This window comes from Streptomyces sp. NPDC003697, from assembly GCF_053587115.1.
The window spans coordinates 38356-64454 of the sequence record NZ_JBSFNN010000025.1; the positions used below are offsets into that span (position 1 = coordinate 38356).

The 26099-nt window shown below is 69.7% G+C and carries 23 protein-coding genes and 6 pseudogenes; 9 read left to right on the forward strand and 20 right to left on the reverse strand.

Features of this window, described 5'->3' with window-relative positions; genetic code table 11:
* Positions 1-9: 9 nt before the first annotated feature.
* Together ACWDNY_RS13260 and ACWDNY_RS13265 are read right to left on the reverse strand one after the other, a co-directional pair.
* Entirely contained in the window at positions 10-1065 is a 1056-nt protein-coding gene (locus ACWDNY_RS13260; RefSeq protein ID WP_451645845.1) for a hypothetical protein, read from the reverse strand.
* 213 nt (positions 1066-1278) lie between these two features.
* A complete protein-coding gene (locus tag ACWDNY_RS13265; protein ID WP_451645846.1) occupies positions 1279-3054 on the reverse strand; it encodes a GAF domain-containing protein in 1776 nt (591 codons plus the stop codon).
* A 186-nt stretch (positions 3055-3240) separates the two neighbouring features.
* On the opposite strand from ACWDNY_RS13265, the gene ACWDNY_RS13270 reads away from it, so the two are divergent.
* From ACWDNY_RS13270 to ACWDNY_RS13280, 3 genes are all read left to right on the forward strand, one after another.
* Positions 3241-4437, forward strand: coding sequence for an FAD binding domain-containing protein (locus ACWDNY_RS13270; RefSeq protein WP_451645847.1), 1197 nt, complete (start codon positions 3241-3243; stop codon positions 4435-4437).
* A gap of 42 nt (positions 4438-4479) precedes the next feature.
* Positions 4480-5514: an alcohol dehydrogenase catalytic domain-containing protein gene (locus ACWDNY_RS13275; RefSeq protein ID WP_451645848.1), complete on the forward strand. Its 1035-nt coding sequence runs from the start codon at positions 4480-4482 to the stop codon at positions 5512-5514.
* Positions 5515-5702: 188 nt separating this feature from the next.
* Positions 5703-5831: a hypothetical protein gene (locus ACWDNY_RS13280; RefSeq protein WP_451645849.1), complete on the forward strand. Its 129-nt coding sequence runs from the start codon at positions 5703-5705 to the stop codon at positions 5829-5831.
* 52 nt (positions 5832-5883) lie between these two features.
* On the opposite strand, the pseudogene ACWDNY_RS13285 reads toward ACWDNY_RS13280, so the two are convergent.
* Positions 5884-5999 (reverse strand): annotated as a pseudogene (locus tag ACWDNY_RS13285) (IS5/IS1182 family transposase); the annotation flags it as partial.
* Between the two features lie 250 nt (positions 6000-6249).
* Entirely contained in the window at positions 6250-6456 is a 207-nt protein-coding gene (locus tag ACWDNY_RS13290) for a hypothetical protein (protein WP_451645850.1), read from the reverse strand.
* 135 nt (positions 6457-6591) lie between these two features.
* Between ACWDNY_RS13290 and ACWDNY_RS13295 the strand changes: the two genes are divergently transcribed.
* Positions 6592-7746, forward strand: coding sequence for a sensor histidine kinase (locus ACWDNY_RS13295; RefSeq protein ID WP_451645851.1), 1155 nt, complete (start codon positions 6592-6594; stop codon positions 7744-7746).
* Positions 7747-7756: 10 nt separating this feature from the next.
* Positions 7757-8321: pseudogene (locus ACWDNY_RS13300) on the forward strand (response regulator transcription factor).
* A gap of 726 nt (positions 8322-9047) precedes the next feature.
* On the opposite strand, the gene ACWDNY_RS13305 reads toward ACWDNY_RS13300, so the two are convergent.
* On the reverse strand, positions 9048-10295 hold the full coding sequence (locus tag ACWDNY_RS13305; RefSeq protein WP_451645852.1) for a hypothetical protein: 1248 nt from the start codon (positions 10293-10295) through the stop codon (positions 9048-9050).
* Positions 10296-10565: 270 nt separating this feature from the next.
* On the opposite strand from ACWDNY_RS13305, the pseudogene ACWDNY_RS13310 reads away from it, so the two are divergent.
* A pseudogene (locus ACWDNY_RS13310) lies at positions 10566-10727 on the forward strand (helix-turn-helix domain-containing protein); the annotation flags it as partial.
* Positions 10728-10785: 58 nt separating this feature from the next.
* Here the strand turns inward: ACWDNY_RS13310 and ACWDNY_RS13315 are convergent.
* Positions 10786-11757, reverse strand: coding sequence for a LysR family transcriptional regulator (locus tag ACWDNY_RS13315; RefSeq protein ID WP_451645853.1), 972 nt, complete (start codon positions 11755-11757; stop codon positions 10786-10788).
* Between the two features lie 53 nt (positions 11758-11810).
* Here ACWDNY_RS13315 and ACWDNY_RS13320 point away from each other — a divergent pair, with 53 nt between their 5' ends.
* A complete protein-coding gene (locus ACWDNY_RS13320; protein ID WP_451645874.1) occupies positions 11811-13010 on the forward strand; it encodes a nuclear transport factor 2 family protein in 1200 nt (399 codons plus the stop codon).
* A 251-nt stretch (positions 13011-13261) separates the two neighbouring features.
* Here the strand turns inward: ACWDNY_RS13320 and ACWDNY_RS13325 are convergent, their stop codons facing one another.
* Together ACWDNY_RS13325 and ACWDNY_RS13330 are read right to left on the reverse strand one after the other, a co-directional pair.
* Positions 13262-13807, reverse strand: a complete 546-nt coding sequence (locus ACWDNY_RS13325; protein ID WP_451645854.1) for a tyrosine-type recombinase/integrase — start codon at positions 13805-13807, stop codon at positions 13262-13264.
* Positions 13804-14721 carry an EamA family transporter gene (locus ACWDNY_RS13330; RefSeq protein WP_451645855.1) on the reverse strand — a complete coding sequence of 306 codons (918 nt, stop codon included), beginning with the start codon at positions 14719-14721 and terminating at the stop codon, positions 13804-13806. Before ACWDNY_RS13330 ends, ACWDNY_RS13325 begins: the two co-directional genes overlap by 4 nt.
* Positions 14722-14741: 20 nt before the next feature.
* On the opposite strand from ACWDNY_RS13330, the gene pdxR reads away from it, so the two are divergent.
* Positions 14742-16430 (forward strand): MocR-like pyridoxine biosynthesis transcription factor PdxR, encoded by a 1689-nt coding sequence (pdxR, locus tag ACWDNY_RS13335; protein ID WP_451645856.1) that lies wholly within the window; start codon positions 14742-14744, stop codon positions 16428-16430.
* A 226-nt stretch (positions 16431-16656) separates the two neighbouring features.
* On the opposite strand, the pseudogene ACWDNY_RS13340 reads toward pdxR, so the two are convergent.
* The 5 genes and pseudogenes from ACWDNY_RS13340 to ACWDNY_RS13360 form a co-directional block, all read right to left on the reverse strand.
* Positions 16657-16919 (reverse strand): annotated as a pseudogene (locus tag ACWDNY_RS13340) (SARP family transcriptional regulator); the annotation flags it as partial.
* Between the two features lie 360 nt (positions 16920-17279).
* Positions 17280-17411 carry a hypothetical protein gene (locus ACWDNY_RS13345; protein ID WP_451645876.1) on the reverse strand — a complete coding sequence of 44 codons (132 nt, stop codon included), beginning with the start codon at positions 17409-17411 and terminating at the stop codon, positions 17280-17282.
* Between the two features lie 76 nt (positions 17412-17487).
* Positions 17488-17637: pseudogene (locus tag ACWDNY_RS13350) on the reverse strand (transposase); the annotation flags it as partial.
* 45 nt (positions 17638-17682) lie between these two features.
* Positions 17683-18009: a hypothetical protein gene (locus ACWDNY_RS13355; protein WP_451645875.1), complete on the reverse strand. Its 327-nt coding sequence runs from the start codon at positions 18007-18009 to the stop codon at positions 17683-17685.
* A 238-nt stretch (positions 18010-18247) separates the two neighbouring features.
* On the reverse strand, positions 18248-18538 hold the full coding sequence (locus ACWDNY_RS13360) for a hypothetical protein (RefSeq protein WP_451645857.1): 291 nt from the start codon (positions 18536-18538) through the stop codon (positions 18248-18250).
* A 116-nt stretch (positions 18539-18654) separates the two neighbouring features.
* Between ACWDNY_RS13360 and ACWDNY_RS13365 the strand changes: the two are divergent.
* A pseudogene (locus ACWDNY_RS13365) lies at positions 18655-18940 on the forward strand (IS630 family transposase); the annotation flags it as partial.
* 36 nt (positions 18941-18976) lie between these two features.
* On the opposite strand, the gene ACWDNY_RS13370 reads toward ACWDNY_RS13365, so the two are convergent.
* From ACWDNY_RS13370 to ACWDNY_RS13400, 7 genes are all read right to left on the reverse strand, one after another.
* Positions 18977-19474 (reverse strand): N-acetyltransferase family protein, encoded by a 498-nt coding sequence (locus ACWDNY_RS13370; RefSeq protein ID WP_451645858.1) that lies wholly within the window; start codon positions 19472-19474, stop codon positions 18977-18979.
* A 169-nt stretch (positions 19475-19643) separates the two neighbouring features.
* Positions 19644-20063, reverse strand: a complete 420-nt coding sequence (locus ACWDNY_RS13375; protein ID WP_451645859.1) for a transposase — start codon at positions 20061-20063, stop codon at positions 19644-19646.
* 33 nt (positions 20064-20096) lie between these two features.
* Positions 20097-21059, reverse strand: coding sequence for a DUF2332 domain-containing protein (locus ACWDNY_RS13380; RefSeq protein WP_451645860.1), 963 nt, complete (start codon positions 21057-21059; stop codon positions 20097-20099).
* A gap of 851 nt (positions 21060-21910) precedes the next feature.
* A complete protein-coding gene (locus ACWDNY_RS13385) occupies positions 21911-22438 on the reverse strand; it encodes a GTP-binding protein (RefSeq protein ID WP_055495080.1) in 528 nt (175 codons plus the stop codon).
* A 49-nt stretch (positions 22439-22487) separates the two neighbouring features.
* A complete protein-coding gene (locus ACWDNY_RS13390; RefSeq protein WP_451645861.1) occupies positions 22488-22925 on the reverse strand; it encodes a DUF742 domain-containing protein in 438 nt (145 codons plus the stop codon).
* A 40-nt stretch (positions 22926-22965) separates the two neighbouring features.
* Positions 22966-23442, reverse strand: coding sequence for a roadblock/LC7 domain-containing protein (locus tag ACWDNY_RS13395; protein ID WP_055495024.1), 477 nt, complete (start codon positions 23440-23442; stop codon positions 22966-22968).
* On the reverse strand, positions 23439-25919 hold the full coding sequence (locus ACWDNY_RS13400; RefSeq protein WP_451645862.1) for an ATP-binding protein: 2481 nt from the start codon (positions 25917-25919) through the stop codon (positions 23439-23441). The genes ACWDNY_RS13395 and ACWDNY_RS13400 overlap by 4 nt, the downstream gene beginning before the upstream one ends.
* Positions 25920-26099 lie beyond the last annotated feature (180 nt).

The following is a 26099-nucleotide window of genomic DNA, read 5'->3' on the forward strand; positions in this document are numbered from 1 at the left end:
TCTCCGGTGTCAGGGGGTGCGGTTGGTTCGGGACAGCGGCCAGGAGTCTCCCCCGATGGCGAAGAGGAGGAGCCAGACGATGGCCAGGTCGATGAAGCCGAGTGCGTTGCCGGCGATGCCGGGAGCGAGGGCGGGTTCGTGGAGCACGTGGGGGGCGATGACGTGGTAGTACAGAGTGAACGTGATGACTGCGAGTGCCAGGGTGGTGAGAACCCGCGCGGTGCGGTTCTTCGCCGGTGTCAGGTGCTGAGGCCAGTTCCCCGCACAGTTCGGCCAGAAGATCATCCAGAAGACCCAGCACACGCCGAGTTGGGCGGGGAAGACGTTCAGTCCGTCTGTTCCCAGGGTGGCCCGGACTGCGCTGCCCAGCAGGATCCGGGTCGCCCCTGACAGGGCGAAGTACAGGCACGTACCCAGCACGACGTTGCCCAGTGCGGTGAACAGGAACCAGCGGCCCTTGCTCCGCACTGTGTTCCAGGGCCAGTTGTCGGTCAGGTTGCCGGTGGCGATGACGGAGACCACGATCGAGTAGAAGAGGCCGATGACCTCGTTTGCGGTCAGCGGGGCGTCCTTGACACCGCTCCAACTGGCGAGCACGGGAAGGGCGAAGACCGCGTAGAGCAGGAGACTCGTCACTGTCGCGACGGCGATCTCGGCTATGCCCGCCCAGGGTTGGCCAAGGCCGAGGGTCTTCCATGGGCGGTGCTCGAGGACGGTCGCGGCGGGCACGTTGGTCACGAAGACGAAGAGCACGAAGATGGCGCCCGTGAAGTAGCCGGCGCCGCCGACCCGGTCGGGGGCGAAGCTCGGGTCGACCGCACTCCAGGCGAGGGCGAGCAGGCCTGTGATACCGATGCCGACGCCGATCGTGACGGCAGCGAAGGCGAGGCCGCGCAAGGGCTGGGCGAGCCGGTCGAAGCCCTTCAGTTCCAGGTTGAAGGCGAGACAGACGATGGCGAAGAGAGTCCAGAAGATCACGGCGTTCGCCGGGTTGCCGTAGACGTCCAAGACCGCCCACCGGGGGTCGATGAAGAGCCACCAGGTGGCCAGCGAGAGCGCTGCCACGATGAGCAGGGTCGCGCCCGCTCGTCGCGCCTGACCGGCTGGCGGGGCGGCGGCTTGTGGTGGGGATTGGGATGCCGCGGTGGCCACGGTCACCACCGCGTGCTGTGGGTCGTGCATGAGTCCTCCCCGCGTCGTTGCTGGGTGAGGACATGGTCAGGGCCGCGCGCGCCGGGAGTGCGTGTGCGGCCACACAGTCTTCGAATAAATTCCTGTCTATCTGTACAGGTCAGGGGTGCGGACGATGTCGTCGATCGCGAGGGCCGCGCGCAGCGTGGTGATGTCGGTGACGCGAGTCAGCGAGACGGACAAAAGCGACTCGATACGTTTCACGCGCAGGCCGACGGTGTTGGGGTGGATGAACAGGGCCTCTGCGGTGGCGCCCGTGTTGAGGTCGTGATCGAGGTAGGCGCGCAGGGTGGCGACGAGGTCGGCGCCCCGGCGCCGGTCGTAGTCCCGCAGGGGGCCGATCCAGCGCTCGGCGAGGACGCCCATGCGCCGGGGCTCGATGTCCGCGAGCAGCATGCCGATCATGCCAGCCGACGCCACCGTGAGGACGTCCTCGCCGGGGGAGTACCGAAGGAGCCGCAATAGGCCGTGGACCTGGCGAAACGCCCCAGGCAGCTGCTCCGGCGCGAGGCACGTCTCGCTGATGGCGACGCGTACGCCGCCCTCCAGAGCCTGGGAGGCGACGGTGCGGATGTGCCGGGCGAGTTCTTCCCCGTCGTTGGGGTCCGTGGCGGGTGCGACAATCACGATAGCCCCGTCGCGCAGGGCCAGCAGCGGCTTGGGGCGCTGCCGGGACAGCACGAGCGACTGCACCAGGCGCAGCAGTTGGGCGCTGACCACTTCGCCGGGCTGCTCATGGCGAACGGCCAGCACCCGCTGTGGGAGGCGCAGGTCGCTGCCGAGGCGGTCACCGCGGGCGATGAGGGCGGCCGGGTCGGCGAGTGTGCCGCTCGCCAGCTCCGAGACGAGGTCCCCTTTCATCTGCCACTGGGCGTCGACCACGGCCCGGCGGCGCAACATCTCCAAGCCCAGCACCACGGCGGCCTGCTCGATGGCACGCAAGCGCAGGTCGTCGTCCTCGCCCTCCCCGGCCAGCCAGAGCACGCCCAGCATCTCCTCTCCCACCCGTACCGGTCCCGCCACCAGGCCGGGGAAAGCCCCGTCCGAGAGCACCGGTGACGCCTGTGCGACCTGGTCGAGCAGTGAACGGGCACCGGCGGCCCCGTGCCGGGACCAGGACAGCCAGTCCGGCGGCCGCACCGACACCCCGGCTCGGGGCACACTGGCCAGAATCTGGCCTGAGACGTCCTGAACGGCCACCGCGCGGTCCGTGATGTCGGCCAGGGCTGCTGCAACGTCGCTGAGACCGCCACCGCGGCGGGCGACGCCGATGAAGCGGTCATGGATGGCCGCATGCTGTCGCAGCAGTTCGTTCAGACAGCTGAGCTCGCGCAGGCGGCGGCGGTCGCGCTCCAGCTGTGCGCTCGTCTCCAGGGCGATGCCGGCGTGGCTGGCGAGGACCTGCAGCAGCTCCAGTCCGCCGGGCCCGAGATGGCGCGGATCGCTGCCGTAGACGTTGAGCGTGCCGACCCTCTCGCCTTGGTTGCGCAGCGGGACCGCGGCCATGGAGTGGTGTCCGTGCTCCTGGGCGGCCTTCGCCCACGGGCCGTAGGAGGGGTCCCGGGCGATGTCCTCGACGATCACCGGTGTGCCGTCGACGAAGGCCCGACGGGACGGGCTGCCCACGACGGTTCCCCCGGGCGTCAGCAACAGCGGGGACTCTTCGTTCACCAGCCGCACGTAGCCGTCGGTCAGGCCCCAGCATCCTTCGATCCGCAGGGCGACGCGATCGTCGTCCACCAGCAGCACGGCCGCGCTCTCGTAGCCGAGCAGGTCGCAGGCCGTGCGGGCGATCTGCCCGAGGAGGCCCGGCAGGTCGCGCTGCTCGTTGACCGCGATGGCCAGGTCATCGATGGCGCTCATCCAGCGCAGCAGATCCGGCGGAGCAGAGGGTGAAAAACCCATCGGCCCTCCTCGACTCGCTCCAGGAGCCCTCTATGGCTGTGCAGAGCTCCATGTTCTGACGAAATCGCTGTGATTCTACACAGAGGCTAACGCGTACCTACAGAGCCACGATGGCGTCCACCACCCCCTGGGCGAGAGGAATCCATGGTGGACAGCTACAAGGGACTGCGTGCCGCAGTGGTCGGCGGCTCCATCGGAGGACTGACCACCGCGCTGCTGCTGCGCGAGTTGGGCTTCACGGTCGACATCTACGAGCGCACACCAGCACTTCTGGAGAACCGCGGCGGCGGGATCGTCCTTCAGCCCACTACCATGAAGTGGTTCGGCGAACGCAGCGCCCGCCGCATAGAGGAGCTGAGCACGGTGACGCGCCAGGTGCGCTACCTGGGCCGGCACAACGAGGTACTGCACGAGGACCCGGTCGAATGGCGCTACTCCTCCTGGGGGACGATCTACCGCGCGCTGCTCGACGACTTCGGCACGGACCACTACCACCTCGGCGAGTTCTGCGCCGGTTTCGACCAGGACGCCGACAGCGTGACGCTGCGGTTCGTCTCGGGCCGGACTGAGACCGCCGACCTGGTGGTCTTCGCGGACGGCATCACCTCCACCGCCCGCAAGCGGCTCTTCCCGGACCTGCAACGCGAGTACTCCGGATACGTCGGCTGGCGCGGCACCGTGCCGGAGGGCGCGGTGAGCCAGGAGACGCGGCAACTGCTGGGTGAGGCGCTGACGTACAGCGTGGCCCGCAACACCCACATCGTGCTCTACCCCATCCCCGGTCTGGACGGCGGCATCGAGGAGGGGCAACGGCTGCTCAACTACGTCTGGTACCGCAACGTCCCGGCGGGCCCGGAGCTGGACGAGCTCACCACGGACCTGCGTGGCTTCGAGTGCCCGGTCTCCGTCCATCCCGGGCAGGTGCAGCAGCGCTTCGTCGACGAGATGAAGTCGGCAGCCGCCGAACACCTGGCCCCGGCAGCGGCCGAGACAGTCGTGCGCACCGCACAGCCTTATCTCCAGGTCGTCTTCGACACGCGCATCCCCGCGATGGCGGAGGGGCGGGTGGCGATCATCGGTGACGCCGCTTTCGCCGCCCGCCCTCACGCTGCCGCCGGCACGGCCAAGGCCGCCGACGACGCCTGGACCCTCTACGAGCACCTGCGCACGTTCACCGACGACATCCCCACCGCCCTCAAGCGCTGGGAGCCGGCCCAGCTGCAGCTGGGCAACCAACTGATCGACCGTGTCGCAGGGATGGGACACCGCTCCCAGGTCGCAGGCACCTGGACCCCAGGCGATCCCGACCTGCGCTTCGGCCTCTACGGGCCCGGCATCTGACGCCCGGCACCACTGCACCACCATTCAACAAAGGAGTTGGACATGAAGGCACTCGTCTACGACGGACCGGGCAGGATCGAGTACCGGGACCACGCGATGCCGACGCTGGCCGAGGACACCGACCTCCTCATGCGCGTCACCCACACCACGATCTGCGGTAGCGACTCGCACATCATCAAGGGGGGCGTGCCGACGGTGAAGCCGGGCACGGTCCTGGGCCACGAGGCCACCGGCGTGGTCGAGGAGGTCGGCTCGTCGGTGACGAACGTCCGGCCCGGCGACCGGATCCTGGCCGCCTGTGTCAGCGCCTGCGGCTACTGCCGCTTCTGCACCACCGGCATGTACGGGCAGTGCGTCAATGGCGGCTGGGCCCTGGGCCACACCATCGACGGCGTCCAGGCCGAGTACGCCCGCATCCCCTTCGCCCGCAACTCCGTCTACAAGATCCCCGACGGCCTGTCCGACGAACAGGTGCTGTTCCTCACCGACATCCTCGCCACCGGCTACGAGGTCGGCGTCCTCAACGGTCAGGTGCGTCCCGGCGACACCGTCGTCATCGTCGGCGCCGGACCGGTCGGCCTGTCGGCGACGGTGACCGCCAAGCTGTTCTCCCCGCGCAACATCGTCGTCGTGGAACGCACCCCCGCCCGCCGGGAGGTGGCCCTCAAGCTCGGCGCCACCCACGCCGTCGGCGAGGACGAGGTCCACGACCTGGTCGGCGCCCTGACCGACGGCTACGGCGCGGACGTCACCATCGAGGCCGTCGGCTTCCCCGACGCCTTCGAACTCGCCGCAGACCTGGTCCGCTCCGGCGGACACATCGCCAACATCGGCGTGCACGAAGGCCCGGCCACGCTTCATCTGGAGAAGCTGTGGGCCAAGCAGGTCACCATCACCACCGGCATCCCGTCGGGGCTGACCATCCCCCAGCTGATGAACTCCATCGCCACCGGCGCGCTGGATGCGACCCAGCTCATCAGCCACCGGCTGCCGCTCGACGAGACGATGAAGGGCTACGACCTCTTCACCCGCAGCGCCGAGACCGGCGCCTTGAAAGTCGTGCTCACCAACGGCTGACCGTCGCGGCGTCTCCCCTCGGCCACCGGTGGTCGACCGTCGAGCCCGGCCCGCTACGGGCCGGGCTTGCGGTTGCCGGCGGTGAACGGGACGAGCTGGGACGTCGCGAACGGGGAAGCCAACGAGGCCGCCTTCGGACGTCCGGGTAGCGGCCGCGGGTCAGGCAGGAGCGCGTTCCGCAGGTGCGGATGGCTGCTTTGATGGTGGGCAGTCATGCGGTGCTGGACGCGGAACTCGCCGGCTGCCGCACCGCGGAAGTCACCCTGGTCGGCCGCCTGCCGCGCTCGTGCGGCCCGGGCCAGCTCGTCCTGGCCTAGCCGAGGTGGGGACGGCTACCGCATGCCCCCACCCGACAGGTCACTGCCCGAGACCGGGACGGGCGCGGTCGACGGGCGAGGGGCCGACGTGATCCCCCCTTTCAGGGCCCGGACGTGCGAGCCGTCCACGGCGCGGTCGTCCAGGTCCAGCAGGTCGGCGCGGCGAAGGCCAACATGAGCACGCTTGTCTGCGTTGCCCGATGCTTCGGGTGAATCCCAAGATGGTGTCACGTCTCAACGAATTGGAAGCAGATCTGGAAGCCCGCCGGAATGCAAGTTCCCGCGCGAGAAACGGAAGCAGGCCCAGAGGTCTGAGCAACCGGGCCGCTCAGTCGACCTCGGGATCCCTTCCGTCCCGCCTCGTCTTTTATCGGGGCTCTGTCACAAGTCCGCGCAGCGGTGGCCGCCTGAGCAGCCTTTACTCCTTCACGGCCTTCCATGCGGCGGTGCCCACCGCGATGCCCAGGACGATGAGCGCGATGCTGATGTAGAGCTCGTAGCCGTCGACGTACAGGTGCTTCGTGAAGCCCATGAGCGGGATCCACTTGCCGAAGGCTTCGTGGACGATGCCCTGCAGGCCGCCGACGATGAACGTGAAGCTGATGAAACCGAGGATGCCCTTCATGACCTAACGGTAGACATCCCTGTTCAGGGGTCAGTATCGGTCATTGGTACACGCGGGAGGCAGTCTTGTAGTCCGAAAGTATCGACCGCGGCACGCAGGAGCCGGCGGCTGCGCTGCCGACGTAGATTCGGCGGTATGCGCAATCGCCGCGACTGGTTCGTCGACATCGCCTTCTTCCTCTTCATCGTGGTCTTCTCCGTGGTCACAGCAGACTCGGTGCACCTGGACGAGAGTATGTCCGGTGGCGAGCAGATCGCCGACCAGGTGGCCGGAGGGCTGGCCTGCGCATTGGTGTTCCTGCGACGGCGGTGGCCGGTGCAGCTGGCTGTGGTGCTGATGCTGGCTGGGACACATTTCCATTATCTGACGGGGGCCACGCTGGTGGCTCTGTTCACGGTTGCGGTGCATCGGCAACGGCGAGTCACCGCCTGGCTGGCGGCGGTCGCACTGGTGCAGTTCCTCGTGTTTCTGGCGCAGGAGCCGGATACCGGGTCCAGGGCGGCCAGTTCGGCTCTCACCTACTTCGCACTGGTGGCGGGCGCTGTCGGCTGGGGGCTGTACGTACGCTCCCGGCGGGCGCTGGTCGCGTCGCTGGAGGAACGCGCGGTCCGGGCCGCCGACGAGGCCCGACGACAGGCACGGGAGGAGATTGCCCGGGAGATGCACGACGTCCTCGCCCATCGACTGTCGCTGCTGAGCGTGCATGCGGGGGCGCTGGAGTTCAACCCGAGCGCCTCCGCGGCCGATATCCAGCACGCGGCCGAGGTGATCCGCGACAGCGCGCACCAGGCGCTGCAGGACCTGCGCGAGGTGATCGGTGTCCTGCGGGCGCCGACGGCGGGCCCAGACGGGGCCGAAGGGTGGCCGCAACCGACGTTGGCGGACATGGAGCGGCTGCTGGTGGCGGAGTCCCGCGAGGCCGGGATGAGCGTCACATACCAACAGGAGGCCAAGGACGCGGACACTCTCCCCGCCGTCACCGGCCGGACCGCGTACCGCATCGTGCAGGAGGGCCTGACAAACGCCCGCAAGCACGCGCCCGACACCGAGATCACGGTCACCGTGTCGGGCCGGCCCGGAGAAGGACTGACGGTGACCGTGATGAACCCGCTCCCGGATAGCAGGACGGGTAGCCGGGGAACAATGATCCCGGGTGCCGGGCAGGGCCTGATCGGGCTCGGCGAACGCGCCCAGCTGGCCGGTGGGCGGCTGGAGCACGGCCCTCAGGACGGCTCGTTCGTACTGCGTGCCCGGCTGCCCTGGGGCTGCACCAAAACAGTGCGCCGCTAACGTGACCGTCATGATTCGAGTACTCCTGGTCGACGACGACCCGCTGGTGCGCTCCGGGTTGCGGCTGATGCTCGAGGGCGCGCCGGATGTGGAGGTGGTCGCCGAAGCCACAGATGGGGCTGAAGTGGCGACTCTGGTGGCCGAGCACTCCCCCGACATCGTGCTCATGGACATCCGAATGCCTGGCATGGACGGCCTCGCCGCTACCGAGGCGTTGCGCGCTCGCCCTTACCCGCCCGAGGTGCTGGTGCTGACCACGTTCAACACCGACGAGCACGTGCTGCGAGCCTTGCGTGCGGGGGCCTCCGGCTTCGTGTTGGGTATCGGAGGGAACGGGCGGGGGGCGCGAACTTCGAGCCGAGCGGGCTCGGGCGCAACTGGCGCTGCTCGGGGACCGGGAGCGGGAAGTGGCGGTCGCGGTCGGGCAAGGCAAGACCAACGCGGAAATTGCGGCAGAGCTCTATATGTCGGTACCGACCGCCAAGACGCATGTCTCGCGCATCCTGGCCAAGCTTGACCTCAACAACCGCGTGCAGATCGCTCTCGTGGTGCACGACGCGGGCGCGGCGCTCTGAGCGCGGCTCAGAGCGCCGCGCCGGCAGCCGGCCCCGAGGGTTGCCGACCCCACCGAGCCAGGCCATCTTGCGGCGATACGATCGAGGACCGGTTCAAGTCGCCTGGCGCTTTCCGTCTGCCGATCGAAGGTGAGCTGCTGGCTGGAGAGCCGAACGGTCGTCAGGTCCTCGGCTCTCCGCCGGCGCCGACGGGACCTGCCCGCAGCCGACGATCACCCTGAGCCGGTTCCGCGGTCGACGCCCTGATGAGGCTCGTCGGATCGAAGACGGCCGCACCGCCCACGTCTTGCTCCGCACACGGCGGAAAGTGCCTCGAAGTTTCTTCCCAGCGATGTAGAGAACTCCGCGACGGCTCCGTTCATAGGGTGAGTGCGCCAGACTGGGCGCAGCGAAGAACAAGGAGTTCACGTGCCGAAGTTCCTGCTGATGGTCAACCACGACGGTGGTGTGTTCGAGCAGCCGATGGACGAGTGGGATCCCAGCGACATCACAGCGCCGGCGCACTGCTGAAAATTGCTCCCCGGGCACACGGGGAATGGTCCCACTGCCGAGCCTTCCCGAGTCGATGTGAAAGCCTGCTCCCCGGGCACGCGGGGATAGTCCCGCTCCCGACAAGTACCCGGCGGTCGTCCCGACCTGCTCCCGGCCTCGATCCGGAAGGCCATCCTTTGGTCCCCTGCACCACATCGTGGGACACGACCTGACGCGCCGCGGTAACATTTCACACTACGGCCTCATTGCGAACACGTACCGATTGCCGCGGTATTCATTGAGGCCCCACAGGCGTCCTGTTCCGCCATGGTAGCTCAGGTCCTCGGGGCCGACAGGAAGGCGCCAAGCTGCGGCAGCCGGGGAGGTACTGCCCTCCTTCCACGTACGGAGGTAGCCGCGCCCGGAGCCCTTGCTGACGGAGAGGTAGTAGATACCGTTTGCGCTGACCGCACCTTGGGTCTGGCGGGCGTTGAGGATCTTCGCGATGCCTGTGGAGTGGACCCGGTTCTCCGAGTCGACCGGTACGAGCGCGCTGCTGGAGGGGTGCAAATTCCAGCGTACGGCCCGGGTCACGGTGTCAGGGAGTTCGTCACCCTCGTGGAACTCGCTCACGAGGAGGGTATGTGGGCTAGTCGTACGGTCCACAGCGACCTGGGAGTAGCGGCTCAGGCGGTGCGAAGAGTCGGCGTAGTGGTAGTCACGGCTCTGCGGGAGTACGTACTCGTAGCCGTACGCGTGGAAGGTCCCGTTGTCCTGGCGGCCGATACCGGAGCCCCTGGAGACCCTGAACATGTCATCCAGGTTGTAGACGCGCAGACCACGGTCGGTGTCCGCAATGTATAGCCTATTGCCGTACCAGCCGATGCCCCCGGCATGGATCCGGGCGGTGTCGAAGGTGTAGTCGCCGCCCCGGACGTTGTAGGGCTGGACGAGAAGTACGTGGCGGTAGCGCGGCCGGGCCGGGTTCGTGATGTCGACGAAGCTGACACGCGCACCGAGCCCCGAGTCGGCGGTGTCAGTGGCGTACCAGGAGACCAGGACGACCTTCTTGCCCGTACCTCCGTCCAGGCCGATCGCGTCACCGCCCCAGCCGTCGAAGTTGGTCGTGATGCCCTGAGGCCGCCAACGAGGGGTGAGGAAGTCTTCGCGGCTCCATCGGAAGCCGTAACCGAAGCGGCCGGACGGGAGGCCGGGCACGGAGTTGACCCGGACGGCGCTGTGATTCAGGTCGGCGAGAACGTCGTCGACGCCAATCCGGGGCAGCTCGGCTCTGAGGGCCTCGATCCCGGATGTGTAGGGGCCGGACGGTACCCAATCCGGGCGAGTGTTGATGACGAAACCGTACGGTTCGGCCGCGTGAGCCTGCGAAGGCGCGACGAGTTCGGCAGCGGCCAGGGCGAACGGGGTGGCGGCGATGCCGCGAAGGATCGTTCTTCGGGTCGCTCCCCCAGAGGTTTGCTGGGCGTTTTGTGGTGTAGGCATGGCAAGCAGAGTAAAGGTGGACGCTCCGCATCCGGCGGTCGTATCCAGCCTAATGACCTCTGAGTCGGCGTTAAAGCCGACGGGGCCGCTGCCGAAGCTGAGCCCGGGATGGTGGGAAACCAACGATCGCTGGTAGACCGCTACCCCTGATGGGCCGTCGTCGGCCGGGCGCCCCGCCGCCGGGGCCGTGCAGGGCGCCGGCGGTTACTGAGTTTTTCGGGTTGTCGTCGGGGCGGTGACGGTTCATGATCCCTGCGGTATGCCGGTGGGATGCGGTATCCGGAGGGTGGGGGCCTGACCGCTGAGCGTCGGGCGTTTCGGGAGAGGATCCGGCTCCAGGCCGGCGAGCGTTTCGCGGCGGGTGAGAAGACCGCAGTGATCGCGAAGGACCTGCGGGTGAGTGTGCGGTCGGTGGAACGCTGGCGCCGGGCCTGACGCGAGGGCGGCATGGAGGCTTTGCGCTCCGCGGGGCCGGCCAACTCCTGGACCGTTACGTTTCCGTGACGCGGCCGTCAAATGTCAGCGCGGCGGAATGGGCATCCTTCTCGGTCGGCTGATGAGGGGCGTGGGTAGGACGGACCGAGGCGAAGGCTGTGGCGAGCTGGTCGAGCAGGGGCGCTGCGGAGGGGTGGGGGTCACGGCGTGGTGTGATCGCGTAGATGCCACGGGTCGGAGGATCGACGAGGGGCATGGTGGTGACGCCGGTCCGGAGCGCGCCCGTCAGCACGCCGGGTATGAGCGCGATGGCATGACCGGTTGCGACCAGGGCCATTTTGCCGGCCAGATCGGCTGCGGTGAGGTCGATGCGGGCGCTTACCCCGGCTCGGGCGGCGTGTTGGCGCAGAAGCGCCGCCGAGCCGTCGTTGTCCTCGACCCAGGTCTGGTCGGCCAGCGTCTGGATGTGTACCGGGCCGCGCGCGGCCTGCGGATGGCCGACGGGCAGTGCGACGACCATGTCGTCCAGCCCGAGGAATCGTCGTATGACCCGGGGGTCATGGGGCAGCCCTGGCGGTGCATCGGTGACAACGGCGATGTCGAGATCGCCGGCGATCACGCGGTTGTGCAGTTGCGCGCTCAGGCCCGGTAGCAGGTTCCACCGGATGGATCCGGCTCGCTCGAGCAGCCCCCGGATGGCCTCGGGAACGATCCCTGCGGCCAGAGACGGTGTCGCGCCAACAGCCAGCGGCCGATTGAACGTCCCGTCACGAACGTCTCGTACGGCTCGAACAGCGCGGTCGGCCTCGTTGAGCGTGGCCACGGCGTGGTGCCGGAACACCTCGCCTGCAGGCGTCGGACGCACACCGCGCGCATGGCGTTCCACCAGAGGCACGCCGAGTTGCCGCTCCAGCCCGGCGATCTGCCGGGAGACGGCCGACTGCGTGTGATTGAGCTCGATGGCCGCCGCCGACAGTGACCCGAGTCGGCACACGGTCACGAAGGTCCGCCACACCGTTAGTTCCATGGCATCAGTATGCGCAGCTGACATGCGTCTCCCGCATGGCTGGCCTGCACAATATGCGCTTGTCGCAGTCTTCCTGGTGCGCCACTGTGGCGTGCATGACCACACCGCACACGATCGCCGTCCTCGGCTTGGGGCGCATGGGTGGCGCGATCGCGACTCGACTCACTGCCCAGGACTGGGACGTCGTGGGCTGGACACGCTCGGGGCGCACATCAGGCGCCGTCAAGACGGCTGGCGATCCGAATGAGGCAGTGGCAAGGGCAGATCTCGTGCTCCTGGCGTTGTTCGACGGCCCGGCCTGCCAGCAGGTCCTCGACGACGTCCGTGACTCGCTGCGACCGGACACGATGGTGTTGAACACCAGCACCATCGCTCCTGCCGAGGCGTCGAATCTGGCCCGGCAGCTCGGCCCGTCCTATGTCCACGCGCCCGTGCTCGGCTCCGTGCCGGCTGCCGCCGCGGGCGCCCTGCAGATTCTCGCTGCCGCCGACCAAGACGCGCTCGATCGAGCCCGACCGGTTCTGGAAACGCTCGGCACCGTGCGGCGCGTCGACGACGCCTCCACCGCCGCCGCGCTCAAGCTGATCGCCAACAGCAGCCTCGCCGGCGCTGTCCTCGCGCTGCGGGACTCACTGCGGCAAGCCGACGCACTCGGCTTGCAGCGCGCCCAGGCGCTGGACGTCCTCGAACTCGGCCAGCTCGGTGGGCTCGTGGCCCGCAAACGCCCCTTCCTTGACGGTGAGTCGCCCGCCGGTACCGCCGACTTCACGATTGGTGCGCTGGTCAAGGACATGGCTCTGCTGGCCGATGCGTCAAACACGCCTCTGCGCAGCGCCGTCGGTCTGGCTGACACCTCTGCCGCCCCCGAGGCCGACATCTCCAGTGCCGCCACGGTCCCCGCTGTGTCGGACGCGGTTCTCGAACCGCTCCGCGCCTACATTCGCGGACATGCCACCGGCGAGCCCACCCACTTCCGCGACGCTTTCCTGCCCACCGCCCACATCGAGGGAATCCGGGGCGGCGCTTTCGTCTCGTGGCCTCTGGATGAATACTGCGCTCTCTTTCACGGCCACTCGGCCCCGGACGAACCGAGCCGCTCTCGCCGGATCGACAGCGTCGACGTCCACGGCACCATTGCGACCGCGACCATGACGCTCCAGCACGGCGCGGACACCTTCACCGACATCTTCCTGCTGGTCCGCGTCGGCGACAGTTGGCGCATCGCCAACAAGGCTTATCACCGGCACTCATGAGAGAGCGAGAACCGATCCATCGCCTGTTTCAGCGTCGCGTCGGGATCGGGTGTTCCGGCCGGTGAAGTCGGTGTTGCCCTGGCTGGTCCCTTGGTCCGCCAACGAGACTCCGGCCCGCCCGTGAATCGATGAATTCGGCCCGGCCTCGGGGAACGATCAGTACGCGCGCGGGGAACGATCTTCGGCTAGTCGAGAAGGCGCAGGTCGTCCCCACTCGTGAACACTTCAGTGCCGGCAGCAGCTCGCTTCAGTCATCGGGGCAATGGCCGTTCGCTGCGGAGCCTTCGAATCTCACCGTATGCGGTTTCCAGTCGTCGGGCGAGGTCGCTGTTCTCGGCGCGTAGCTGCTTGATCCGTGTGAGCGCGGCCTCCAGCCGACACTGGATGGATCCGACCGACGCGGGCTGGGCGCCGGTCTGCTGGCGGTGCTGCTGGAGGAAGTCGCCGGTGGTGATGAAGAACCGGCAGTCCAGGCAGGGGTTGGCGTACTCGTAGTCGGTCTGCACCGGGGCTCCGCAGTAGCCGTTGGGTAGCGTCACCTTCGCGCGGACCAGGCTCATCTTTGCCCAGGCCGCCCCGGCGAGCGGGTGGTCGGCGGCGATCTCGGCTTTCTGCCCCTCGTGGTTGACCTTGAGGGCGTTCTCCCAGTGCCGCCGCAGCGTTTTGTCGTGGAGCTTGGCGTAGACGGCGGTCATGGCCGGCGACATGTGATCGAGCAGGGTCTGGATCACGGGCTGGGGAACGTCGGCGTTGATCATGTGGGTGGTCAGGGTGTGCCGGAACTGGTGGAAGGTCACCTTGTCCGGGGCGCGGCGTCGACGCAGGCGGCTGCGCCGTGAGCCCGAGACGCCCGCAGCCCCCCGATCAGCCCCCCGATCACCACCGCGATCCCCAGCCACACCGAGGATCCCGGCATCCCCGTGCCCGTCGCCGTGCCGACCGCCGCCGCCGCGAGCGGGGCGATGCCCGTGAGGAGGCCGGCGCGGCCGGTGCCGACGGCGCGTACGGTCGAGTACCAGAGCACGAAGGCGACCGCCGTGACCAGCAGCGCCAGGTAGCCCACGGCCGCCCACTGCGCCCCCGTCAACTCCCCCGCCGCCGTGGGGCCTTCGCGTGTCACGCCGAGGACGGCCAACAGCACCGCGCCCAGCCACGACGCGTGCACCGACACCCCCCACGGCGTGTGCCGGCCGAGCACCGGTACCGCCAGCAGCGTGAACGCCGCCTCGCAGCCCAGGGCCAGGGCTGCCCAGGCCACCCCGGCCGCATCCGTACGGCCCGTGCCCTCCACCAGGCCCGCGCCCGCCACCACCACGGGCGCCGCCAGCAACACCTGCCGGCTCGGAGCGCGCCGTTCCAGCAGCGGGCCCAGGACCCCGAGAACCACCGGCACCGACGCCACCGCGACCGCGATCACCGCGGGCTCCGCGTGCGCGGCCCCCCGCACCACGGCCACGTTGAACAGCACCAGCCCCGTCACCGCGAGCCCCGCCAGCCACAGCCACTCCCGGCCGCGCGGCTGGACCGGGCGGGTACCGGCGAGCCGGGCGAGGAGCAGCAGGATCGCGGTCGCGGCCGCGTAGCGCACGGCCTGGGCGGTGAACAGCGGCGCGTCGACGAGCGCGTGCGACACGCTGACGCTGCTGCCGACCAGCACCATCCCGACCATGCCGGGGACCAGGGACGCGAAGGATGCGCAAGGGGTGTCCATGGGTCCACCCTGGCCGCACAATGGACGCCATGGGCAGGTCCAGAAAGTCATCGGTTGCGGGGTCCAAAACCGCCGCAACCCACGCGCCGGTGAGATCGGCCGGTGCGGCTTCCGGGGCCGGCGGCGCCGCCGACGGCCGTCCGTCTCGGCCCGGCGCCCCCCTCGGCTCCGACTTCCTCCAGCTCGACATCGCCGACGCGCCCCCGGGCGGGCGGACCGCCTGGCTCGCCGACCGGCTGCGGTCGGCCATCGCCGACGGCCGGCTGCCGGTCGGGACGCGGCTCCCCGCCAGCCGCGTGCTCGCCGAGGAGCTCCGCGTCACCCGGGGCGTGGTCACCGAGGCCTACCGTCGGCTGTCCGAGTCAGGCCAGATCGCCGGCCGGGGCAGAGGCGGTACGGTCGTCGTCGCCGCCCCGGCGCCCCCGGCGCCTCCCCCGGCGCCTCCCCCAGCACCGCCCGCAGCCTCCTCGGCAGCCGGCCGCCCCCCATTCCCGCCACCCCGCGCCGCCGAGCACCGGGCCTCCTGCCCTCGCACCCCCACCCCCCTTTCCGACGCCTTCTTCGCCTCCCCCCACCGCGACGGCGTCGTCGATGCCCTGCGCGGCCTGTCCTGCCGGATCGACCTCTCCCCCGGCGTGCCCGACCTCGCCGCCTTTCCCCGGACCGCCTGGCTGCGCGCCGAACGCGCCGTCCTCGCCGCCGTCACCCCGGCCGACTTCGGCTACGGCAGCCCCCAGGGCGCGCCCGCGCTGCGGCGGGCCGTCGTCGGCTGGCTGGCCCGCAACCGCGGCATCCGCGCCGACCCGGACGAGGTCGTGGTGGTGGCCGGTGTGGCGCAGGCCCTGGGGCTGCTCGGGCAACTGCTGCGTGCCGACGGCGTCGACCGCGTCGCCGTCGAGGACCCCGGCTCGCTCGGCGCGCGCCAGCAGCTGGAGTACGGGGGCCACACGACCGTCCCCGTCCCCGTGGACGCCGGCGGCCTGGACGTCGACGCGCTGCGGGTCTGCGGGGCCAGGGCCGTGCTGATGACCCCGGCGCACCAGTTCCCCACCGGCGTGGTCCTCGACGGGGAACGCCGGCGCGAGCTGCTGCGCTGGGCGGCCGAGGGCGGCGTCGTGATCGAGGACGACTACGACGCCGAGCACCGCTACGACCGGCCCCCCGTACCGGCACTGCGCTCGCTGCTGCCCGACGGGGTCTGCTACGCAGGCAGCGTCTCCAAGCTGCTCGCCCCGGCACTGCGGGTCGGCTGGCTCCTGGTCCCGCCGCACCTGCGCGACGCCCTGGTCACCGCCAAGCGGTACGCCGACCTCGGCAACGGCGTCCTCACCCAATTGGTCCTGGCCCGGCTCATGGACTCGGGCGAGCTCGAACGGCATCTGCGCCACGTCCGGCGCCGCCACCGCAGGCGCCGGGACGCGATGCTGCGGGCCGTCGAGGCACACCTGCCCACCGCCCGGGTCCACGGGGCGGCCGCCGGACTGCACCTCATGGTCACCTTCACCGACGAGCCCGGCAGCCACGTCCGCGACACCGACCTCGCCGCGGCCGCGCTCGCCCGGGGTGTGAAGGCCCACCCCCTGTCCTGGCACCGCCTCACCCCCGGCCCGCCCGGCCTCGTCCTCGGCTACGCGACGGGCGCAGCCCACGAGATCGAGGAGGGCATCGCCCTCATCGGAGAGGCGCTGCAGGCCCTGCCCGCCGCCTGACCCCACCGCCGCCCCGAACACCCCCGGTGCCCCCGCCCGGCCGCCCCGGTGATCACCGCCGAACCTGTGGACATCACCACAGACACCCTGGCGGCCCGAACCGCACACGAACTGAGCACCGACACGCAACCGGAACCCACCCCGGGAGATCCCCAAGCTGTCGGCCGACCCGGACACCACCCGGGTGACCACACGGAACATCGCCGAGCAGATCACCGCGGCGCGCCGGACAGACGGCGCGCGAGGCCCAGGCGGTGAGTACGAAGACGAGAGAGGCCTCGGTGCTGATGGCGAGCTGCTCGGCGGCCTCGACCTGTGCGGTCGCGGCGTCGAGGTCGCCGAGAGCGGAGCGGATTGCAGGCGGATGAGCCGGCCGAGCACGGCGAAGTTCGGCAGCTCGTGCCGGGTGGCCAGGTCGAGGATCTCGGCGCCGATCAGGTCCCGTGCGGCCGCGAGGCCGGCCCGCGTGAAGGACTGGAGGAACACGTCGTCTACCGGCCGCCGTCCATGCCCTGGCCCACCCACCTGCCGCTCGCCGAGACTGCGCTGGAGGTCCGGCCGCCACGTGTCTGCGGCACCCGCGCAGCAGCCGCCCGGCCCCGTACCCGCCCGTCCCGCGATCCGCCGCGGCGAGCTGCGCGCCCTCTTGGAACAGCTCAGCCCTGCACCTGCGGATCAACTTTCCGGGCTCGGGGACAGGCGGCGGGAGGTGACCTGGCCGTCCATCATCGCGGCCGTCAGCGGCGTGGGCGGCATCATCATCGCGATCACCGCCACACGGCGGCAGGGCCCGGGGCAAGATGGCGCAGAGGTGACGTGACGCGATATCACCGCTCTGGCCGCTTCACGTCACTTCGTCACCGCGTCGAGAGCCGGGCGAACCGACACCCCCCACGGCGTGTGCCGGCCGAGCACCGGTACCGCCAGCAGCGTGAACGCCGCCTCGCAGCCCAGGGCCAGGGCCAGGGCTGCCCAGGCCACCCCGGCCGCATCCGGGCACGGACACCGAGGCCGGCTCCCCACGCGACAAGCCCTTTCCGAGCGCTCCAGACGCCGCAGGCAGGCCCACCGCCAGACGAGGGCCCCCGTTGATCACCTGCCGATGATTCCGCCACGAACGACCCCGCCCGTCAACACCCGGTAGCAGTGGCGCTGTCCGCTCCCACGCCACATCCGTCAGCTCCCCACACCCCCCAACAAGCTCAATTATCAGACGCGGCCCAGGCAGGGGGTGCTGGCTCCGCACCGGTCTTCAGAGCGCAGGCAGTGGAAGCGCCACCCGTCGTCCCAGACCGAACTCCTCGGCCTCGTCGTTACTCACGACCGCGACGGTTCCCGCGGGGACGCCAGGAAGGGTGGCCACGCGGGACGCCACTGCCAGAAGATCCCCCTCACCGGCTCCCGTGACGAAGAAGACGTAGAAGGCCCCGTCCTCCTCTCCCTCATCGAAGACTTCCACGTCATCTTGGTCTTCGAGATCGGACAGGAAGTCCTCGACCTCCTCGATCCAGGGAAACGGGTAGGGACCGTCCGGCAGGCCGGGCGTCGGCAGCAACGGCACGTGGATCTCAACAACCATGGTGGGCACGAAGGTCATCTTGCCCCCAGAGTCTCCGGCCGGCTCAACCAGGAGCGAGCCGCGTCAACAGCCCTGCTGAGGTCGAAAAGTGCTCACTGAGAAGACGCCGGCCAAGCAGCGATCTCGTCCGGCTCTTCAGCCGGGGTTTCCTCGGCCGCCTCTGGTGCGGCGGCACTCGACGACGGTGTCGGCGATTAACTCCGCCACCAGGCCGGGATGTACCGGGTGGTACTCCAGCTCACCCCGAGTTCCCCACCCCGCGGAGAAACGGCTCCCGCGCCAGGGGTGATCGGGGCCCGGCCGGCTGCAGTCGCTCGGAAAGCTCACGCCGAACGGCGGTGGGCGGGGGCGTGCTGCGGGCGATCAGCCGCAGGCGCCCAATCGCGTCGTACCGGGCCAGCAGCAACGCGGTCGGCGACGTCGGGGTCCCGGTGGCCCCTGCGATCATCCCCTCGGCGGTGGTGTAGGAACGGACCTTGATCCAGGCGCGCCTGCCGGGAAGATACGGCTGCTCGCTCCCCTTGATCACGACGCCCTCGATCCCGGCCGTGCCCCAGGCCGGTGCAGCCAGTCCAGTACGGTCGCCCGGTCGTTGGTGGCGGGGCACAGGGTGAACGGGGCGGCGAGCACCTCGCGGTCGAAGAGATCCGCCGCTGGGCGAAGAAGAACAAGGTCGAGCTGTGCTTCACCACGGCCTAGGTTTCCTGGGCCAACCCGGTCGAGGCCCACTTCGGCCCGCTGCGGCAGTTCACTGGCCAACTCCCACCATCCGAGCCACACGGTGCAGACCTGGGCGCTGCACGCCTACCTGCGCTGGCGCAATGTCAACGCCCGCCACCCCGACGTACTCGCCGTACAACGCCAGGAACGCGCTCGCGTCCGCAGCGAGAAGGGCATTCGCTGGGGCGGACGCCTCCTCGTCGCCGCCTGAGCACGTGGGGGATCCTGCCGTGCCCGGATGTGGAGATCAGACAGCGGCCAGGCTCTTCGCCATGACCCGCTCCCTGCCCACGCCATCGGGCAGAAGATCGCCGGGCTCACCCGTGTCCGTGAAACCGTGCCGCTCATAGAGCGCGGTCGCCTTGCGGTTGTCCGGCATGACGGACAACCGCAGCGTCGTGGCACCGCGCTCCGCCGCCCACCGCTCGACCGCCTGGATCAGGTAGTCACCCACACCCATGCCTCGAGCCGTGGGATTGACCCACATCGAGATCAACTCCACGTTCTCCGCTCCCTCGCCCGGCACTCCGCTGGCCATGCCCACTGGGAGACCGTCGAGGAGGGCGATGAGATCGTGCGCGCCGGGAATCGACAGACGGGCACGCCAGCGTTCCTCTCGGTCGCCGGAGCCCTGCCACTGGGCCAGCGTCGATCCGAATGCGTAGGGCGCCTCAGCAAGCGCGGCCAGTCGCAACTCCCGCCAAAGGGGCCAGTCGTCTGCTTCCAAGGTACGTAGTGCAAGCATGATGCAGACCTTGCCCGCCCGACGGGGCGGGCAGCAAGTTGATTACAACCACGCAAACGAGGTCGTTCAGCCCTGTGACCAGTCGGAACCGGGGAGCGGTGGTTCCTCGCGCACCGGCAGACCACGAGACCTCGGTGAACCAATCCGGTCACGGCACTAGGGTCCGTCTTCAAACGGATCTTGCCCAGAGCAGGAATGACGCGAGGGTGACCGCCGTTTCGTAGGAGGTGGCGGTCTTCTCGTATCTGGTGGCGATGCCGCCGAAGCCTTTGAGCCGGTTGAAGCAGCGCTCGATCATGTGGCGTCGGCGGTAGGTCTCCCGGTCGAATCCTGGTGGGCTGCCGCCGTGGCGGCCGCGGTTGTGTCGGTGTCGTCGTTGGTCGGTCTTCTCGGGGATGACGTGTGCGATGCCGCGTTCACGCAGGTAGGTGCGGAAGCCGCCGGAGCTGTAGGCCTGGTCTGCGACGACATGGTCGGGTTTGCAGCGTGGTCGGCCGGGACCGATGCGAGGGACGCGGATCCGTTCCAGCAGAGGGCGTGCGCAGGTATCACGGTCGGTGAGTTCATGGCGGCGTATCACAACCACCATGATCTACCGCGAGGTGATCTTTGAAGACGGACCCTAGATCCAGCGGATCCAGTCGCCGTGCGGGTGGGTGAAGGCGGCAGGTGCGCCACCGACGGTGAGGACGAACGGCGAGGTCTCGAACCGGGGCGGCGTGACGTCGGCGACCACGCCCGGCGCCTCGTTCGCGATCCATACGACGTCAAGCTCGCGGGCCAGCCCGGCAAAGTCGGCGCGGAGCTGCGGCCCGACGTATGCCAGCACCGCCGAGTGGAAGACCACAACCCGCGCGTCCCGGGGCGCCTGGTCGACGAGGGCCGGCAGCGCTTCGAGCAGGTCGCCCTCGTGCACAGGCAGAGGATGGCGCTGCGCGGTCGCCAATGCGGAAACGAGGCGTTCGCGGCGGGCCGTCTGCCCCGGCCACACCAGGCACTCGAGCCAGGACCGGTCCCCGGGATCCGACGGATCGAGCGGGTTGAGGTCGATGCCGGCCGCCCATGCCACCTCGGGTATCCGCAATTCCGGGTGCGGTCCCTCTGCACGGCACCGGAGTATCGGTGCCTGTGGGTCACGGCCGGTCAGGTGCGTGCGGCCGTAGTCGTAGGAGTATTGGTCGACGTGCAGGCACAGTCCGGCGCTCGCGCCGACCTCGATCAGGGCAAGCGGCCCATCGAGCGCAGCCAGCGCGGGCAGAAGCGTTGCGCAGCGGCCAGGTTCGTTGGTCTGGGTGCGCCGCGACAGCATCATCGCCCGCAGTTCCCCGGCCCGCGTGGCGGCCAGCTCCCGAAGCGCGTCCGCGTCGGGCACCGTACGGAGCATGTGGCGGGCCGCGGCGAACAGCAGGTTCGGCTGGCGCTTGTCGGCGGGCAGGATGTTCAGGAAACCCAGCAAGTCCGGGTCGGACGCCACCGCGAGGGCCAGCGCCTCGTAGGCGGGGGACCGTCCCGCCGCCTCGTGCTCGGCGAAGCGGCGGTAGTTTTCCGCCGTCGTCACCCGGTCGTCCAAGCCCGTCATCGCCATGGCGTGATCGTATGGGCCGATCCTAGGGTTCCGGTAGATGTGCGGACCACATAACCACGGGAAGAAGCCGCCACGCGTTGGGCGGCTACAGGTCAGGGATCGGTCCGAACGCTCTCGGCAGCAGGTACGGCTCGAACAATTCGACCGCCGAACCTGCCGTATGGGCCGGGGCTGCCCCAACCAACACGTCTGATGGAAGTGGGTCAACCGTCGGACCGCCCCGTTGGAGTGAGCTCTGCCCCTACCCCGAATCTGTTGGAGGGACGACATCGACGACAGCGGACTTCAGAAGCGGGTGGCGCACGCATCAAACCGGCTGCGCTCCGCTCCGCCGGGGCGCTCCCGGCTACGCCGCAGGCGCCGCTCCTGCCCTCGCCCGCTCCACTCGCGAGTGCCGGCCGTCGCGGGATGCGACGGTGGTATCGGCCCAGGATGAGCCGAGCAGACACAGTTATCAACGAACCCCAGCACCACAGACCAGAAGCCCCCTCACCACCGCAGAAGCACTCCGGAAGTGTCCACTTCGTTCTCAGAACACTCCGAACATCACGGCTCACACCCCACCCCGCATCCCAACCACGAACCTCGCAATCACAGTCATCGAACACCTCGTTCAGCAGCGCGCCGCCGACCGGGCCCGCTGCACCGGCGCCGATGAGCGCGCCCGCACCGAAGCGGCGCCCGCCCTGCTGCTGATGGTGGTCGTGGTGGTCTCCGTAGGGCGGCTACGGCGCCGTACGACGCGGTCGCCGCTGGGTGCGGCGGGCGCAGCGGGCAGGCCGGCACGTGCCGCGGTGGAGACGGCCGTCACCGTCGCCGCCGCCGACCACCTGCGGACGGGCGTGTACCGCCTACGCCTCCGCCCGCTTCAGCGCATGGTCGAGTACCACCAGCAGTGCGTCGAGCACCGAGCCCCGTTCTCGGGCGTCGAAGACGAACAGCGGGACGTGGTCGCTGACGTCCAGCGCCCAGCGCACCTCGTCAAGCTCGTGCGCGACCTCGCCGTCAAAGGCGTTGACGGCCACCGCGAACGGGATGTCCCGGTGCTCGAAGTAGTCGACCGCGGCGAAGCAGTCGTCGAGGCGGCGGGTGTCGACGATCACCAATCCGCCCAGTGCGCCCTCCACCAGGTAGTCCCACATGAAGCCGAAACGCTCCTGGCCGGGTGTCCCGAACAGGTACAGCTTCAGGGTCGGATCGAGGGTGATGCAGCCGAAGTCCATGGCGACCGTGGTGGTGGTCTTGTGAGGGGTGTGGCTGAGATCGTCCACGCCCGCCGCGACCTCGGTGATCGACGCCTCGGTGGTGAGCGGTTCGATCTCCGAGACTGACGCCACCGTCGTGGTCTTGCCGACGCCGAACCCGCCCGCGATCACCATCTTCACGGGAAGGGGCGGCCGTTCGGTCTCGTGTGGGACGCACGGTGCGTCAATCCCGTTGGCTGTCACGGTGTATCCCTTCGGATTCGGCGACGCCGCGGAGACCCTCGATCACCCTTCGCAGAACGGAGACGTCGCGGGAGGCATCGGCACTGGGCACGTATACGGCGAGGAGCGCATGGGCGCGCAGGTCGGCCGCGAGCACACGGACGACGTTCAGATGCAGGTGCAGCTTCGCGGCGACCTCGGCCAGCGACTGCGGCCGCCGGCATACGGCGACGATGTCGCGGTGTTCGAAGGCCAGGGTTTCGAGGGTGGCCAAGCCCAACGAGGTGGTCACGACCTGGGTCTCGATGGGGAGCGGCGCTACCGCGTCGCTGCCCGCAACCCTTCCCGCGGTCAGCAGGAACGGCCGGATCGCCGAAGGGCGGCCGGCGGATCCCGAACCGCCGGAGCCCGGGTGGTGCTGACCACCCTCGGACGCCATTCTGGGTCTTTCCTTCCTGCTGCATGCGGTGGCGGACGGTTCACCCGGTGGCCGGGGAACCGACGCTGTTCTTGAGCTCGAGGACCAGCTCGGGGCTGAGGGCCGCGCCCACCCGGTTGGCGAACAGGGTCATCTCGTAGGCGACGTTCCCCAGCTTCGCCTCGTTCGAGGTGACGACGCCGAGCACGGATCCGCTGCCGATCGCGGAGACGAGGAGATGGCCTCCTTCCAGATCAATGATCACCTTGTTGAGGGCGCCGAGGCCGTAGTTGCCCGAAGCGCCGGCGGCCAGGCTGGTGATTCCCGAGACGATCGCCGCGAGACGCTCGGAGTCCGCGTGGTCGCACAGCCGCGAGACCGCTATCAGCAGACCGTCGGAGGAGACGGCGATGGCATCCACCACGCCCGCGGTCTCCGTCGCGAATCGGTTGAGCAGCCAGGTGAAGTCCTCTGCGGCGGCACGCAGGTCAACGGGCTCCACTGGGTTGAATTGAGTTCCACCTGTCGACGTGGTCACTGCCCCACTCCTTCCGGTCCCTCTGGGGATTCTGGTGATGCCGGCATCCGAGTCGGCTGTTGTCCCGGCTGCGCGCTCTCGCGCTCGGCCCGGGCCACCGCCTCCTCGAACTCTTCGATCGAGGAGCGGACCGCCTCCGCGTCGAGCGGCCGGCGCGACGTCGGCGTCGGCCGGCGTGCCGCCGCGGCGTTCTCGAGCGTGGCGCCGCGCACGCGACGCCGTAGCGGCGGCGCGGCCGGTGCCGGGGTGAGTGCCTCGCCATCCGGGTGTTCCTGCGCCTGCGCTGCGGCCCTTTCGGCGGTGTTCGCGGACCGGGTTTCGGGGGGTGGACCGGCCGTGTGCGCGGTCCGCGGGACGCGTCGCGGCAACGGTGCGGGCTCCTTCCCGGTGCTGTCCGGCGGTGCGCCATCCGCGGGGGTTCGCCGCGAGTGCTGGGGATGCTGCTGGGGAACGGCGGATGTGACGGCAGGCCCGGTGAGCGCTGGGGGCTTGGCGGGCCCTACGGGCCGACTCCGGGTGGGGAGGACCGACGAGGAAAAGTCCTCGCCCGCGAACACCGTGGGCACGTGGCTCAACGGCATGAGCAGCGTCGAGGGGATGAAGACCCTGCCGGTGACCCCACCGCCCATCGTCGCGGTCAACGTGACCCTGATGCCCCAGCGCCGGGCGATCCGGCCGACCACGAAGAGCCCGAGAACCTTGGTGGGGACAAGGTCGAGCCGCTCGCGGCGCACCAGCCGCTCGTTCTCCTCTTTCAGACGCTCGGCGCTCATGCCGAGCCCGTGGTCGACGACCTCGACCACCGCCGCCTCGCCCTGGGAGCGCACCCGCACCTCGACGGGGCTCTCGGCAGGGGAGAACGCCACCGCGTTCTCCATCAGCTCGGCGAGCATCAGGGTCAGATCGCCGACGATGTCGGGCGCGACGGTGACCTCGTCCAGCACACGCAGGTGGATCCGCTGGTACTCCTCGATCTGGGCGAGCGCGCCCCGTACGACGTTGGTCAGGGCCGTCGGCCGGGCCTCGAGAGCGGTCTCCGCCAGCCCGGCGAGCAGCATCAGACTGTCGGCATTGCGCTGCAGGCGCACCGCCAGGTGGTCGATGTGGTAGAGCTGGTCGAGCAGCGCGGGATCGGTCTCCTCACGCTCGACCGCATCGATCAGCGCCAGCTGGCGCGCGGTCAGGTTGCCGACGCGCCGCCCGACGTTGCCGAACATCTCGGCCACATTGCGCCGGCTGAGCACCTGGCGCTGCAGCAGGGCGGCGGCCGCCTCCTGGACCTCGTTGAACGTCTCCGCCAGCGTGCCGATCTCGTCGCGTGCCCGCACCGGGACTGCGTTCAGCCTGAGCCGGCCGTCGTCCTCGGCCTCGTCGTCCGCCACCCGCGCGAGCTCCTGCCCGGTCGCCCTGGCCACCTGCTGGGCCGCGGCGGTCAGCATCCGCACGGGCCGCACGACGGAGCGCCGGACCAGGAGGGAGAGCAGCAGCCAGAAGGCGAAGATCAGCACCACCGCGGTCAGCAGCCACCCCACTCGCCACCAGGCCTCGGAAGAGGCCCGGTCGCCGTCGTCCGCGATCTGGTGGATCAGTGACCGGGTGATCTCCAGCCGGGTGGACGCCTGCTTCTCGTACGTCGGATACGCCGCGATGGCCTTGTCGACGGCCGCCCGCACCTCGTCGAGGTCCCTGGCCTCCAGGGAGGAGGGGTCGAACTGGAGGGACGCGAACTCGGACCGGATGGCGTTCTGGTGCGCGTTGCGCTCGATCCGGGCCAGCCGGCCGCTCTGGGCCACCGAGGCGATCCGGCTGAAGCGCTGGGCGTGGTGGTTGTAGAGCTGGAGGCTGCCCACCGCCCCGGTGAATTCCGTGAGCGCGCTGGAGTCGCCGGTCTGGGCGGAGAAGACACCGGTCTCGAACGCGGCATGCGCGGCGTCCGCGCGCAGCAGGGTGTCCAGGACGTTCTCGGGCGACGACACCGCACCGCCCGCGGATCCGCCGAGGCCGAGCCCGTCGATGAGGTTGGACACCATGGAGTCATAGGCCGGGTCGATGCTGTCGGCCGGGAGGTAGGCGCCTTCGACCGTCTTGCGCAGCCCGGTCAGCCCGGCGACGCCCCGCAACGCCCTGGTCTCCGCCGCGGGAAGGCGGGATCCGAACGCGGAGCGGACCTCGGCGACCTGGCGGTCGACGGCCCACTGGGCCCGGCGGTAGTCCCGCGGCGACGGCGCGGGCCCACCGGGCTCCGCGGCCTGGTAGCGCACCGAGAGCAGAATCGCCTGCTGATGCTCCCTCTGCAGGTCGTCGACGAGGGAGGCGACCTGCTCGCTGCTGCGGACGAGGGCTGCGGTGCGCGCCGCTGACTGCGCCTGTGCGACCTGGCCCGCGATGACGTAGGCGAGGATGGCGGCGACCACCGCGGCGGGGATGATCACCAGCACATTGAGCTTGCGCTGGAACGGCCAGCGGTCGAGGAACACGTCGGCCCTTCGCCGAACCCGCGCTCCCCGACGTGCCTGTTCCGCTGCTTCCACCTTGTGCGGGGACACCAAGCCTCCGGAACGATGTCGTACGGGCAAGCTGCTCTGTTGCCTGGGTGAGTTGCCGTGCTGATCTGTATCGCTTGTCCGAACGGGCGGAGACTACAGCCTTTTTGCCCG